Origin of the sequence: Thalassobaculum sp. OXR-137 (assembly GCF_034377285.1) — a bacterium.
GTDB lineage: Bacteria > Pseudomonadota > Alphaproteobacteria > Thalassobaculales > Thalassobaculaceae > Thalassobaculum.
Genome location: NZ_CP139715.1, coordinates 3,235,630 through 3,248,980 on the forward strand (window position 1 = coordinate 3,235,630; position 13,351 = coordinate 3,248,980).

The 13,351-nt window shown below is 67.6% G+C and carries 16 protein-coding genes; 9 read left to right on the plus strand and 7 right to left on the minus strand.

All coding sequences use genetic code 11. The features are described 5' to 3' along the window. Positions 1–388: 388 nt before the first annotated feature. Genes T8K17_RS15260 through bdcA form a run of 3 tightly spaced genes read right to left on the minus strand, consistent with a single transcriptional unit; the run spans position 389 to position 3,511 of the window. Positions 389–1,165: a citryl-CoA lyase gene (locus T8K17_RS15260; protein ID WP_322330597.1), complete on the minus strand. Its 777-nt coding sequence runs from the start codon at positions 1,163–1,165 to the stop codon at positions 389–391. Positions 1,166–1,186: 21 nt separating this feature from the next. Next, on the minus strand, positions 1,187–2,737 hold the full coding sequence (locus T8K17_RS15265) for a class I adenylate-forming enzyme family protein (RefSeq protein ID WP_322330598.1): 1,551 nt from the start codon (positions 2,735–2,737) through the stop codon (positions 1,187–1,189). A 60-nt stretch (positions 2,738–2,797) separates the two neighbouring features. Further along, complete coding sequence (gene bdcA / locus T8K17_RS15270; protein ID WP_322330599.1) at positions 2,798–3,511, minus strand: SDR family oxidoreductase; 714 nt, start codon at positions 3,509–3,511, stop codon at positions 2,798–2,800. A gap of 137 nt (positions 3,512–3,648) precedes the next feature. Here bdcA and T8K17_RS15275 point away from each other — a divergent pair, with 137 nt between their 5' ends. Next, complete coding sequence (locus T8K17_RS15275; protein WP_322330600.1) at positions 3,649–4,167, plus strand: helix-turn-helix domain-containing protein; 519 nt, start codon at positions 3,649–3,651, stop codon at positions 4,165–4,167. Here the strand turns inward: T8K17_RS15275 and T8K17_RS15280 are convergent. Further along, positions 4,158–4,895, minus strand: a complete 738-nt coding sequence (locus tag T8K17_RS15280; RefSeq protein WP_322330601.1) for a Rossmann-like domain-containing protein — start codon at positions 4,893–4,895, stop codon at positions 4,158–4,160. The genes T8K17_RS15275 and T8K17_RS15280 overlap by 10 nt on opposite strands. Before the next feature lie 11 nt (positions 4,896–4,906). Next, positions 4,907–5,089 (minus strand): DUF3553 domain-containing protein, encoded by a 183-nt coding sequence (locus tag T8K17_RS15285; RefSeq protein WP_322330602.1) that lies wholly within the window; start codon positions 5,087–5,089, stop codon positions 4,907–4,909. A gap of 122 nt (positions 5,090–5,211) precedes the next feature. Here T8K17_RS15285 and T8K17_RS15290 point away from each other — a divergent pair, with 122 nt between their 5' ends. The 5 genes from T8K17_RS15290 to T8K17_RS15310 all read left to right on the plus strand — a co-directional run bounded on the left by T8K17_RS15290 (position 5,212) and on the right by T8K17_RS15310 (position 8,928). After that, a complete protein-coding gene (locus T8K17_RS15290) occupies positions 5,212–5,823 on the plus strand; it encodes a histidine phosphotransferase family protein (protein WP_322330603.1) in 612 nt (203 codons plus the stop codon). Between the two features lie 163 nt (positions 5,824–5,986). After that, positions 5,987–6,493, plus strand: coding sequence for a chemotaxis protein CheW (locus T8K17_RS15295; protein WP_416153114.1), 507 nt, complete (start codon positions 5,987–5,989; stop codon positions 6,491–6,493). 61 nt (positions 6,494–6,554) lie between these two features. After that, positions 6,555–6,920 (plus strand): response regulator, encoded by a 366-nt coding sequence (locus T8K17_RS15300; protein WP_322330604.1) that lies wholly within the window; start codon positions 6,555–6,557, stop codon positions 6,918–6,920. Continuing rightward, positions 6,920–8,095: a chemotaxis response regulator protein-glutamate methylesterase gene (locus T8K17_RS15305; protein WP_322330605.1), complete on the plus strand. Its 1,176-nt coding sequence runs from the start codon at positions 6,920–6,922 to the stop codon at positions 8,093–8,095. Before T8K17_RS15300 ends, T8K17_RS15305 begins: the two co-directional genes overlap by 1 nt. Next, entirely contained in the window at positions 8,092–8,928 is an 837-nt protein-coding gene (locus T8K17_RS15310) for a protein-glutamate O-methyltransferase (protein WP_322334967.1), read from the plus strand. Before T8K17_RS15305 ends, T8K17_RS15310 begins: the two co-directional genes overlap by 4 nt. Positions 8,929–8,996: 68 nt before the next feature. On the opposite strand, the gene ctrA is transcribed toward T8K17_RS15310, so the two are convergent. Then, positions 8,997–9,695: a response regulator transcription factor CtrA gene (ctrA, locus tag T8K17_RS15315; protein ID WP_322330606.1), complete on the minus strand. Its 699-nt coding sequence runs from the start codon at positions 9,693–9,695 to the stop codon at positions 8,997–8,999. Positions 9,696–9,841: 146 nt separating this feature from the next. On the opposite strand from ctrA, the gene fliI reads away from it, so the two are divergent. Together fliI and T8K17_RS15325 are read left to right on the plus strand one after the other, a co-directional pair. Then, the gene (gene fliI / locus T8K17_RS15320) at positions 9,842–11,182 is read left to right on the plus strand and encodes a flagellar protein export ATPase FliI (protein ID WP_322330607.1); all 1,341 of its coding nucleotides are present in this window, start codon (positions 9,842–9,844) and stop codon (positions 11,180–11,182) included. 13 nt (positions 11,183–11,195) lie between these two features. Beyond that, positions 11,196–11,621, plus strand: a complete 426-nt coding sequence (locus T8K17_RS15325) for a flagellar FliJ family protein (RefSeq protein ID WP_322330608.1) — start codon at positions 11,196–11,198, stop codon at positions 11,619–11,621. Positions 11,622–11,777: 156 nt separating this feature from the next. Here T8K17_RS15325 and T8K17_RS15330 read toward each other — a convergent pair whose 3' ends face one another. Further along, a complete protein-coding gene (locus tag T8K17_RS15330) occupies positions 11,778–12,653 on the minus strand; it encodes a DMT family transporter (protein WP_322330609.1) in 876 nt (291 codons plus the stop codon). Positions 12,654–12,867: 214 nt separating this feature from the next. Here T8K17_RS15330 and T8K17_RS15335 point away from each other — a divergent pair, with 214 nt between their 5' ends. Further along, a complete protein-coding gene (locus T8K17_RS15335) occupies positions 12,868–13,338 on the plus strand; it encodes an SUF system Fe-S cluster assembly regulator (protein WP_416153115.1) in 471 nt (156 codons plus the stop codon). Positions 13,339–13,351 lie beyond the last annotated feature (13 nt).

Genomic DNA, 13,351 nt, shown 5'->3' on the forward strand with positions numbered 1-13,351 from the left:
GCGCGAGCCGGGTCGATCCAGGATCGTGCGGCCGACCGGTCCGCAGCACGATCCTGGACAGCGCCCCGGGTCAGGCCCGGGGACGCTTCCAGGACGTCGGATTTGGGGAGTGGGGAGGTAGGGAAGTAGGGAAGTAGGGAAGTAGGGAAGTAGGGAAGTAGGGGAGTAGAGGAGTAGAGGGGAAAATGGGGCGGTGGCGGCGGTCACTGCGCGAGGTCGGGCACCTCACCACCTCGACCGCTCACCTCCCCGACATTCCCCCGACACCGTCATCCTGATGCAATTCAGGATCTGCGGTGCACCGGCGCCGGGTTCCGCTAAGCTCCGACGCTGGCAGCTTGGTCCTGATTTGCATCAGGACGACGGGGGTGGGGGTATCAGGGTCGCTCTAAACCCCCGGGATCGTCCCGTCGTAGGGGATCGCCTCTTCGGCGGTTTCCCAGATCGTGCGCATCGACGGCTTCTCCTGCTCCTCGCGCACATGGCCGACAAGGCCGGCGCAGCGGGTGATGAGGGCGAAGCCGCGCAGGATCTCCGCCGGCACGCCGCAATCCAGTAGCACCGCCGCGATCGCGCCTGTCGCGTTGATCGTGATGTGCTTGCCGTAGACCCGGTCGATGGCCGCACTCAGGGACTTCAGCGCGGCGATATAGGTGCCGGACTGGCCATGCTCCTCGGCCAGCGCGAACAGTCGAATTGGGCGCGGGTCGTCCGGCTTGTGCAGGTGGTGGCCGAAGCCGGGCAGGGGCTTGCGCGCCGCCCGGTGCTCCTCCGCCACCCGCTGGGCCGCCGCGTCGATGCCGGCCGGATCCGCCACGATCTCCAGCAGCAGCTTGGCGTTGCCCTCCATGGTGCCGACGAAGACGCTGCCGACGCCCATCAGCCCGGCCGCCACGCCCGCCTGCATCGCCTCGGGGGCGCTGGCATAGATCAGCCGGGTCGCCAGCGCGCTGGGGGTCAGGCCGTGCTCCATCAGGGTGACGAAACAGGCGTCGATCATCGCCGTCTCGGCCGCACTCGGCACCCGCCCCAGCATCTGGAAGACGATCATCTCGGTGAAGGTCAGCTTGCCGATCAGTTCGCTGCACAGGCTCTTGTCGCGGATGTAGATGTCGTCGTTGGTGTGGGTGGCGATGCTGGTCGTCGGCGCGGCTTTGGCGCTCATGCGTTTCCTCCGAATTGAAGATTAGTCGGCGGCCGGCAGCCGCTTCTCGAGTTCGTGGCGCTGGATCTTGCCCGAGGCGGAGCGCGGGAAGTCCTCCATCGCGATGAAGTGGATGCCCTTGGGCTGCTTGTAGCCGGCGAGCTCGGCCCGGCAGCGGGCGTAGAGATCGGAATCGGTCAGGCTGTCGTCCTGTTTGGCGACGAAGGCGATGGGCACCTCGCCCCATTTCGCGTCCGGTCGGCGCACGACAGCGGCGTCGATCACCCGCGGATCGGCCAGGATCACCCGCTCGATCTCGGCCGGGTAGATGTTCTCGCCCCCCGACTTGATCAGGTATTTGACCCGGTCGACGAAATCGAGGCTGCCGTCCGGGTTGCGGCAGAACACGTCGCCCATGTGGAACCAGCCGTCGCGGAAATCCGACAGGTTGGTCGCCTCGTTGCGCCAGTAGCCGCTGAACAGGGTCGGGCCGCGCATGGCGAGCTCGCCGGGGGCGCCGTCTGCCACCTCGTTGCCGTCCGGATCGACCAGCCGCACCTCGCAGAAGATGCTCTGTTCCTTCGACAGGCTGGTGGGGGCCACGCCCACCGGGATCAGCGAGGAGGAGCAGGGCGGGCAGCCCGTCTCCGTCGCGCCGAACGTGTTGGCATAAGGGGCGTCGAGCAGGCGGGTGATGCGGGCGATCTCCGCCGGCGGCACCAGATCGGCCATGACGCCGCAGACCTTGATGCCCTTGGCGGTCACCTGGCGCTGTTCGATCTCGGCCGCGAAGCCGCCGACCATGCCGGGCATCAGCAGCAGCCAGCCGATCGGCTCCTCTCGCACCACCTCGGCCAGGTGGCCCTGGTCGAAACCGTCGACCACGATGACCTTGCCGCCGGCCATCAGGGTGCCGATGGAATTGTCGGCCGCGCCCATGTGGTACATCGGCGACCAGGCGACGAAGCTGTCGGCGGCGTCGATGGAGAACTCGGCGCGGGTGACCATGTTGCGGACGATCTGGGCGCGGTGGCTGATCACCGCCCCCTTGGGCAGGCCGGTGGTGCCCGAGGTATAGAGGATCAGCAGCGGCGCCTCGGGGTCGAGACCCTCCAGCGCGGGTAGGGGGGACGGGTCGGCCGCGGCCAGCGCCGCCTCATAGGCGTCGCCCAGCACCAGGGTGTTGCCGCTGTAGCCCTCGACCTCCGCCAACTTGCCGGCATGGCGTTCGGAGACCAGCACCAGCGACGGTTCCACCAGCCCCAGGCAATGGGTCAGCTCGGCGGTCGACAGCCGCCAGTTCTGGCAGGCCAGGATGGCGCCGGTCATGGCGGCGGCGAGATAGGCTTCCAGATATTCGCCCCTGTTCTCCGACAGGATGGCGATCCGGTCGCCGGGACCGATGCCCTTGCTCTCCAGCACCGCCGATAAGCGCCGGGCGCGGTCGCAGAGCTCCGCATAGGAGAGGGTGGCGTCCCTGGTCTGGACGGCCGGGCGGTCGCCGCCCCGGCGCACCTGCTGCAGGAACAGCCCGGCCACGGTGCTCAGGGCACTGCGCGAAATGAGGGTGGAGGCGGAAGGAGCGGGCGTCATGATCGAAACCGTAGCGCCTTCCGCCTCCTGATCAAGCGGTCCTTATCGGGCGGGGTCGGATCAGGCCCCGAAGCCGCCGTCGATCGTGTGCATGGCGCCGGTGACGTAGCCCGCCTCCGGTCCCACCAGATAGGCGACCATGCCGGCGACCTCCGCCCCGGTGCCGTGGCGCTTGATCGCCAGGAAGCTGTGCATGGCGTCGCGCATCGGGCCGTCGGCCGGGTTCATGTCGGTGTCGATCGGACCGGGCTGGACCACGTTGACGGTGATCTCCCGGGGTCCCAGTTCCCGCGCGAGGCCGCGGGCCAGGCTCTGCAGCGCCGACTTGGTCATGCCGTAGGCCGCACCGCCGGCGAAGGGCACGCGGTCGCCGTTGACCGAGCCGATGATCACGATCCGGCCGCCCTCGGGCATGGTCTTCGCCGCTTCGACGGACGCGTGATAGGGGCTGCGGATGTTGACGTCGATCATGCGGTCGACCTCGTCCGGATCGAGCCCGATGGCCTCGCCGATCAGTCCGATGCCCGCATTCACGACGAGGATGTCGAGCGGGCCGGCCTCGCGGACGGTGCGCTGGGTGGCGTCGCGGCTGGCGCTGTCGGACTGGACGGCCTTGGCGCCGGTTTCCTTCGCGAGGGTCTGGGCCGCCTCGGCGGAGCCGGCATAGGTGAAGGTCACGTCGGCGCCGTCGCTGGCCAGCCGGCGGACGATAGCGGCCCCGATACCCCGGCTTCCACCGAGAACGAGGGCGCGCTTGTTGGCGATAATGGACACGTGTGGTCTCCTTGAGGAAATATGAAGTGACCGCTATATAAATACCGGGAGCGGGCAAACAAGGGAATTTTGTAGTGACCGATACAAAAAAATCCCGCGGGCGAGGCAGGCCGCGCCGTTTCGATGAGGAGACGGCCGTGGAAACCGCCGAGAAGCTGTTCCATACGCGCGGCTACGACAGCGTGGGGGTGGCCGAACTGGGGGAGGCCATCGGCATCGCGGCACCCAGCCTCTACGCCGCCTTCGGCAGCAAGCTCGGCCTGTTCGAGCGGGCGGTGGCGGCCTATGAGGCCCGCTACGGCAGAATCCTGGCCGAGTTCCTGGAGCGGAACGCGCCGGTTGGGGACCTGATGCCCGCCTATCTGGAGGAGGCCGCCCGGTTCTATACGCGGCCGGGCCAGCCCTGCGGCTGCATGGTGCTGAGCGGAACCTGGAACAGCGCCGATGCCGAGGCGATCGCCGTCACCGCCCGGCGCCTGCAGGCCGGACGGGACAGGATCCGCGACCGCATCGCCCGCGAGCGGCCCGACGACGCGGAGCGCCTGGCTGACTACACCCTGGTCGTCATGGCCGGCCTATCGGCGATGGCGCGCCAGGGGATCGGGCAGGATCGGCTGATCGCCGCCGTCCGGGCGGCGGCGGCCGTCTATGCCTGAGGGTCGGTGAGGGTCACGGCCCGGCCGAACCGCTTGAGAGTCTTGGCACCGGCGCCTTCCATGACGGCGGAGAAAGCGGCGTCCGGCTCGGTGACGACGAACCCGGCAAGCCGCCGCACGGGACCGGCGATCAGGCCGGGGCAGAGCGGCACCGAGGGGCCGACCAGGGTGATCCGGGTCTCGCCCGCCACGCCGCCGACGATCGTCTCGGCGGTGCCGTTCACCAGGGTGGAGCCGGTGACGATCACCGACACGGCCGCGACCAGGACGGGGCCGGCATCCGCGTAGGCGACTTCGCCCTCGCGCGGGTCGAGTTCGACCACGGTGGCGCCGGGGAACTTAACGTCAAGGCCGGGGAACCGGCCGACGATCACCGTGCGCGCCAGCTCTTCGCGGCGGCCGACCGGATTGTCCGCCCAGGGGGTCAGGCCGTCGCCCTCGCCAAGGCGCTCGGACGGGCGGTTCCAGAAGGCATTGGCGGCGGCCAGCCCGATCGAGCGCTCGTAGGGATTGTCGGTCAGGCAGAGCCGGGCGAGGGCGGCCAGCGGACGTCCGGCATAGCGGCCGGTCTCCGCCGTGGTATGGGCCCCGGCCATGCCGCGCGGCGACCAGGCGAGGCCGATGGCGGCCCCGCACTGAACGGCGGTCCAGTTGAAACCCACGACGATTCGGTCGGCGACGCCGTCGCCGATGCCGTCGAGGGCCGACGCCAGAAGGCTTGGGGGCATGGGGCGGTCGGTCAGTTGGCGGTGCTGGACGCGTCCGCGGACAAGAGCATCGCGCGGTCCGTGTTTATGAGCTGCTTGCCGGCGTGTTCGAAGTTCACGGTCACGCGGGAGCCCACCACCGACTGGATCTGGCCCAATCCCCAATCGGGACGCCCCTCCAATCGCACATAGCCGCCCGGACTGAGGAACTGCATGTCATTCTCCGACGCCCTGACACCGACACTTTAAGGATAACAGAATTCCATGCGGGCATTAACGAATCCTTTAAGGGCGGTATGGTGGTGATACTTTTCGAACGACAACCGAGGAGGCGGTTTTGAGCATTTCACCGCGCCATCTGGACCTGCTGCTGTCCCGTCTGTTCCACGATCTGATCGGTCCCGCGTCGGCGGCGCGCAACGGGTTGGAGCTGGTGCGGGAGTTCGGCGGCGACGATGTCGGCGCCGAGGCGATGGACCTGGTCGCCGGCTCCGTCGATCAGGTCGCGGCCCGGCTCACCTTCTTCCGCATGGCGTTCGGCGGTGCCGGCAGCGGCGGGGGAATCGAATTCCTCGATGCCCGGCCCGTGCTGGCCGACTACCTCTCCCACCGCAAGCTGGAGCCGCGGATCGCCATCGCCGACGGGCTGGCGCGGCCGGCCCCGGGCGTGATCAAGCTGGTGCTCGGCCTTGCCGTCGTGGCGGCCGAAAGCCTGCCGCGCGGCGGCGTCGTGTCGGTGTCGGCGACGGCGGAGGAGGTCCGCATCGAGGCCGAGGGCCGGGACGCCGCCCTCTCTGACAAGGCGGCCCAGGCCCTGGCCGGCACCCTGGAGCCCGAGGACGAGGTCCTGGTGGTCCCCGCCACCGTCGGCATAACCGCCCGCCGGTTCGAGATCGGCTACGACGTCGTCTCCGCGGCGCCGCCCCGGTTCGTCGTCCGGCTGGTCTAGGCGCCCGCCGTGATCGCCGTCGGACTCCCCGCGATACGCAGCGACTTTTCTTGTGTCGCCGCCGCATTCGAGCGAGAAAGTGGGCGGGCGGCTGTGGAGGGTGCTCCACGGCGACATCCACGGATTCTGGCGACCGGACCCGCGGGTCCAGTGACGGGCGGAAATGGCCAACGAGAACCTTCCTTCGACGGTGCGAAACGCGCGCGTTCCCCAGGCCTTCGTGGGGGAGGACGACACGGCTCAGTTCGTGTCGATCTCCATCGGCGGCCAGATGTTCGGCATCCCGGTCCTGCTGGTGCACGACGTGCTCGGGCCGCAGCGCATCACCCGGATCCCGCTGGCACCGGCGGAGATCGCCGGATCGCTGAACCTGCGCGGTCGGATCGTCACCGCCGTGCATGTCCGCCGACGCCTGGGCCTGGAGCCGCTGCCGGCCGACCAGAAGACCATGAGCATCGTGGTCGAGCATCATGGCGATCTGTACAGCCTGATCGTCGATTCCGTGGGCGAGGTCCTGATGCTGAATCTGGACAATTTCGAGCCGCACCCGCCGACCATGCCGTCCCATATCCGCGAGATTTCGGTCGGGATCTACCAGCTCAAGGACAATCTGCTCGTGATCCTCGACGTGTCCAATCTTCTCGACTTCATCGGGCAGGAACACGCATGATGTTTGGCGGATATTTTATAAGAAACGGCAAAGCTCCGACTGGAGCGGCGAGGCGACGCCGATGAAGTCCTGTCTGGTGGTCGACGATTCGAAAGTCGTCAGGATGGTAGCGCGCCGGATCCTGCAGGGTCTGGAGTTCGAGATCGAAGAGGCCGAGGACGGCCAGAAGGCGCTCGAGGCCTGCGAGCGGAAGCTCCCCGACGCGGTGCTGCTCGACTGGAACATGCCGGTGATGAACGGGATCGAGTTCCTGCGCGCCCTGCGCAAGATGCCCGGCGGCGACGGCCCGATCGTCGTGTTCTGCACGACCGAGAACGACCTTTCGCACATCCAGGAGGCGATATCCTCCGGCGCCAACGAGTACATCATGAAGCCATTCGACAGCGACATCATCGCCACCAAGTTCCAGCAGGTGGGGTTGATCTGATGGTGCTGACAGCTCCCCCCAAGCCGCCGCGTTCCGCCGACCCGTATCGGGTCATGCTGGTGGACGATTCCGCCGTGATCCGAGGCCTGTTCGCCCGGTCGCTGGAGAGCGACCCGGAAGTCCAGGTCGTCGCCTCGGTCGGCGACGGACAGATGGCGGTCAACACGCTGGGCAAGGACAAGGGCAAGATCGAGGTCATCGTCCTCGATATCGAGATGCCCCGCATGGACGGTCTGACGGCGCTGCCGGAGCTGCTGAAGATCGATCCCGACGTGCCCGTCGTCATGGCCTCCACCCTGACCGCGCGCAATGCGGACATCTCGCTGAAGGCGCTGGCGCTGGGGGCGAAGGACTACATCCCGAAGCCGAGCAGCATGCGCGAGCTGTCCGCCGCCGAGACGTTCAAGCGCGAGCTGCTAGAGAAGGTGAAGACCCTCGCCGCCGCGCGCCGCCGCCGGGCCGGCGCAAGCGCTCCGGCGCGGCCCCGTTTCACCGCCGACCGCGCGGCCCCCACGGCGGCCCGTCCGGCGGCCGCGGCCCCTGCCGCCAAGCCGGCCGCCCCGGCGATCGAACTGCGCCCGGCCGGGCGAAGGCCACCGCAGGTGCTGTGCATCGGCAGCTCGACCGGCGGACCCCAGGCCCTCTTCAAGATGCTCGGTGCCCTGCCGAAGACGCTGCGGCTGCCGATCCTGCTGACCCAGCACATGCCGGCGACCTTCACCTCGATCCTGGCGGACCACATCACCCGGTCCACGGGCTGGGAATGCGTGGAGGCGACCGACGGCATGCCGGTGCAGTCCGGCCGCGTGCACCTCGCTCCCGGCGACTTCCACATGCTGGCCGAGCGCTCCGGGACCGGCGTGGTGCTGCGGCTGAACAAGGGCGCGCCGGAGAATTTCTGCCGCCCGGCCGTCGACCCGATGCTGCGCAGCGTGGTCGAGGCCTGGGGCGGACAGGCGCTGACGGTGATCCTGACCGGGATGGGCCATGACGGGCAGAAGGGCTCGGAAGTCCTGGTCAATGCCGGCGGCACCGTGATCGCCCAGGACGAGGCCTCCAGCGTGGTCTGGGGAATGCCGGGGGCGGTGGCCCGGGCCGGCATCTGCACGGCGGTGCTGCCGCTGGATCAGATCGCCTCTTGGATCGACCGGCAGACCTCGCGGTGGGCGGCATGAAGGCGGCGGATCTCGAGCATCTCGCCAAGCTGCTCAAGGAGCAGTCCGGCCTCGTTGTCACCGCGGAGAAGGCGTATCTGCTGGAGAACCGGCTGCAGCCGGTCGCCCGCAAGTGGGGCATGGATTCCATCGACGCCCTGGTCGGCGCCATGCGGGCCCGCGCCGATCACAAGATGATCAAGGACGTGGTCGACGCGATGACCACGAACGAGTCGCTGTTCTTCCGCGACATGAAGCCGTTCGACAACCTGCGCGACATCCTGCTGCCGGAGCTGATGAAGACCCGGGCGGCGAGCAAGCGCATCCGGATCTGGAGTGCCGCCTGTTCCAGCGGGCAGGAGCCGTATTCCATCGCCATGCTGCTGACCGAGCTCGGCGCCAAGGTGGCCGGCTGGCGGTTCGAGATCGTCGCCACCGACCTGTCGACCGAGATCATCACCCGCGCCAAGCAGGGCACCTACTCCCAGTTCGAGGTCCAGCGCGGCCTGCCGATCACCATGCTGGTGAAGTATTTCGCCCAGGAGGGCGACAAGTGGCGGATCAGCGACAAGATCCGCAACATGGTCCAGTACCGCGAGTTCAACCTGCTCGACCATCCGCGGATGCTCGGCCAGTTCGACATCGTGTTCTGCCGCAACGTGCTGATCTATTTCGACCAGCCGACCAAGACCAAGGTCCTGGCCGGCATCGCCGACCAGATGGCGCCGGACGGCGGTCTGTATCTCGGCGGGGCGGAGACGGTGCTCGGCATCACCGACCGGTTCGAGCCGATTCCTGGCCAGCGCGGCGTCTACCGGATCTCCCAGAAGACGGCGGTCAAGGCGACGGCCTGACCGAAAGCAAAACGCACCGCCGGGGGCCGGCGATGCGTCTGTAACAGAAAGGCGGGACGCGGCAGGGCTTACGCCGCGTTGTTCTTCGCCTCGTTCGGGTCGCGCAGCACGTAGCCGCGGCCCCAGACCGTCTCGATGTAGTTGTCGCCGCCGGTGGCGTTCGACAGCTTCTTGCGCAGCTTGCAGATGAAGACGTCGATGATCTTCAGCTCCGGCTCGTCCATCCCGTTGTAGAGATGGTTCAGGAACATTTCCTTGGTCAAGGTCGTGCCCTTGCGCAGCGAGAGCAGCTCCAGAATGCCGTATTCCTTGCCGGTCAGGTGCAGGGGCTGGCCCTCCACTTCGACCGAGCGGCTGTCCAGGTTCACCTGCAGCTTGCCGGTGGCGATGATCGATTCGCTGTGGCCCATGGAGCGGCGGACGATCGCCTGGATGCGGGCGACCAACTCGCGGCGGTCGAACGGCTTGGTGACGTAGTCGTCGGCGCCGTAGCCGAGGCCCTTGATCTTGGCATCCAGCTCCGACAGGCCGGAGAGGATCAGAATCGGGGTCTTCACCCGCGCCTGCCGCAGCCGCTTGAGGACGTCGTACCCGTCCATGTCCGGCAGCATCAGGTCGAGCAGGATGATGTCGTAGTCGTACAGCTTCCCGATTTCGAGGCCGTCTTCGCCGGCTTCGGCCCGGTCCACCACCCAGCCTTCGGCGCTGAGCATCAGTTCGATGCTGCGAGCGACCGCGTCTTCGTCTTCGACCAGCAGGATGCGCATGGCTTCTCTCCCTTTGATCCCCACCCGGGATTAACCCAGACGTTTAAGAGACATGGCTTAAAAGAAAGGTTAACGCCGCAGCGGCGCTCGTGCCTACGAAAAGCTTGTGATAATCTTTGAAAAGTCGGCAGATCAAGGAGTTGGCCGTGGCCACCCTGCTCAGGCACCTCGCAAACGATATTGAAAAAATACCTGAATTTCGTCTCTATGGCCGGGTAACCGCGGTTTTGGGGATGATGGTGGAGATCGGCGGGGTGGAGCGTGCCCTGTCGATCGGCGACCGCTGTTTCGTCCAGGCGCGCGGCAACCGCATGGTCGCCTGCGAGGTCGTCGGCTTCCGCGACGGCCGGGCGTTGGCCATGCCGTTCGGCCCGCTGGAAGGGGTCGGCATCGGCTCGCGGGCGCAGATTTCCGACGCCGAGCCGGTGATCTATCCGGACGACACCTGGCTCGGCCGGGTGGTCGACGCCATGGGCCAGTCGATCGACGGGCACGGTCCGCTGTCGGAAGGGGTGGAAGCCTATCCCCTGCGCAACAGCCCGCCGCCGGCCCACCGGCGCCGGAGGGTCGGCGCCAAGCTCGACGTGGGCGTGCGGGCGATCAACCAGTTCATTTCCATTTGCCGCGGCCAGCGCATGGGCATCTTCGCCGGCTCCGGCGTCGGCAAATCGGTGCTGATGGCGATGCTCGCCCGATTCTCCAATGCCGACGTGTTCGTCATCGGCCTGATCGGCGAGCGCGGCCGCGAGGTGCAGGAGTTCATCCAGGACTATCTGGGCGAGGAGGGCATGCGGCGCTCCGTCGTGGTGGTCGCCACCTCCGACGAGAGCCCGCTGATGCGCCGTCAGGCGGCCTATCTGACCCTGGCGGTGGCCGAGTATTTCCGCGACCGGGGTAAGCAGGTGCTGTGCATGATGGACAGCGTCACCCGCTTCGCCATGGCCCAGCGCGAGATCGGCCTGGCGACCGGCGAGCCGCCGGCCTCCAAGGGCTACACCCCGACGGTGTTCGCCGAGCTGCCGCGGCTGCTGGAGCGGGCCGGGCCCGGGGTGGACGAGGGCTCGATCACCGGGCTGTTCAGCGTGCTGGTGGAGGGCGACGACCACAACGAACCGATCTCCGACGCGGTGCGCGGCATCCTCGACGGCCACGTGGTGCTGGAGCGCGCCATTGCCGACCGCGGCCGCTATCCGGCGATCAACATCCTGCGCTCGGTCAGCCGCATGATGCCGGACTGCAATACCGGCGAGCAGACCGCCCTGGTCCGCCGCGCCCGGGCGCTGATGTCGACCTACGAGGACATGGCCGACATGATCCGGCTCGGCGCCTACCGCAAGGGCAGCGACCCGCTGGTCGACGAGGCGATCCGCTATCACGAGCCGCTGGAGGCCTTCCTGAACCAGGACAAGGACGACAATGCCGACCTGGAAGCGGGGTATGCCGAGCTGGCCGAGATCCTGGGCGTCGCCATGGGCGACGCGGAGTAGGGGCGGCTGAGCCATGCGCCCGTTCGACACCCTGATCGAACTGTCGGAGAACCAGCTCGACGAGAAGCGCAAACGGCTCGCCATGCTGGAGGAGCGCCTGGCGCATGCGCGCTCTGTGCGCCAGGGGCTGGACGAGGAGCAGGCCCGCGAGCAGCAGGTGGCCTCCCAGGAGACCGGGCTGGTCGGGTTCGCCTACGGCGCCTATGCCGGGCGGCTGGTCCAGCGCCGCGCGGAGGCCGACAATGTCGTCGCCAAGGCCGAGCAGGCGGTGGAGGAGCAGCGCGAGATCGTCCGCGAGGCCTTCGCCGAGCTGAAGCGCTACGAGATGGCGCACCAGGCCCGGCTGGAGAAGGCCCGCAAGGAACGCGCGGCCAAGGAGCAGATGGAGATCGACGAGATCGCGGGGAATCTGCTGCGCCGCAAGGACGAGCGGCTGTAGGGGGCTTCCCCTGAACCGATCCACTCCCCGGATTTATTCCGGGGCGAGGCATCCGACGCTTCATCGTCCGGAAAGAATCCTTGGACGTCCGGTCTAACCCCGGCCTTGCCCCGGAATAAATCCGGGGAGTGAGGTATGAGTGGAAAAGAAGTACCCCTAGCGCCTACGCCGCTCGCCCCAGAGGTTCACCATGTTGCCCGCGAAGATCAGCACGCCGCCGGCCAGCACGTAGGGGTTCCACGGCTCGTCGTAGAACATGAACCCGATCACCGCGATGATCGGCAGCCGGATGAAGTCCATCGGCGCCACCACCGCCGCGTCCGCGTGGCGCATGGCATGGGCGACGCACCAGTGCGAGCACAGCCCGCCGAGGCCGATGGCGGCGATCCAGAAGTAGTTCTCCGGCGACGGCGTCACCCACATCGTCATCGCCGGGATCAGGCCGAGCGGCAACTGGATCAGGTTCATCCAAAAGACGATCGTGAAAGGGCGCTCGGTGGAGGCCATGTGCCGGGTGAACACGAAGGTCGCCGCATAGGCCATGGCCGCCGCCAGAACGGCGAAGGCGGCCACGTCGATCATCGCCGCGCCCGGCCGCACGACGATCAGGATGCCGACGAACCCCATGGCCACGGAGATCATCCGCCAGCGGGTGAACGGTTCGCCGAGAAATAGGGCCGCCATGATCGCGGTCCAGATCGGCACCGTGAACTCGATGGAGAACACCGCCGCCAGGGGCAGCAGGCTGAGCCCGTAGACCCAGCCGAACTGGCCGGCGAAATGGATGACGTTCCGCGACAGATGCAGGCCGATCTTGTCGGTCCGCACGCCCTCGAACCGGTTGAAGGCGGCGATGGCGGTGAGGACGGCGACGCAGATGATGCTGCGGAAGCTGAGCGCCTGGAACACCGACATCTCATGGGTCAGCTCGCGTGCGGCCAGCGCCATCGTGGTGAACGAGACCAGCGCGCCCATCATCCACAGCACGGCCTTGAGCACGTTCTTCTGAAGCGGAAGGGACGGGATGGCCAAGGGAGGGCTCCATCGGTGGGTCGAGGAGAAGACACCCGCGGGGATGCGCCGTCAAGCCGGCCTCCGGAACCTCTGCGCCGGGCCCGCGATCCGGCAATCTTCCGCTGCCGCTGCAGACCCGCCGAGCCAATACTGAACCATTCCGGTCCTCATTCCCGTTGACCCGGCGGGAGGGGCGGCCTATCTATACCGTACTGGAAAGGTACGGTTTGTGATGTTGCGACTTAATCGCATGACGGATTACGCGATCGTCATCCTGGGCCACATGGCCCATGACGTCGGCCGCGTGCGCACGTCTGCGGCCCTGTCGGAATCGACCGGGGTGCCGCTTCCCTCCGTGTCGAAGATCCTCAAGATCATGACCCACGCCTCCCTGGTGACCGCCCATCGCGGGGCCAAGGGCGGCTATTCGCTCGACCGGCCGGCTTCGGCGGTGAGCATGACCGAGATTATTCAGGCCCTGGAGGGGCCGATCGCGCTGACCGCCTGCGTCGACGGGGCGGAAGAAAGCTGCGAGGTGGAGCATTCCTGCTTCATGCGGGGCAACTGGAACCGGGTGAACGCCGCGATCCATGCCGCCCTGGATGCCGTAACGCTTGCAGACATGATGGATCCGGAAGAGATGTTCCCGGACCGTTCGGCCGAGGGGGCAGCCGCCCCGCAGCCGAGCCTGCAGAACGCCTGAGATCAGGACTGGG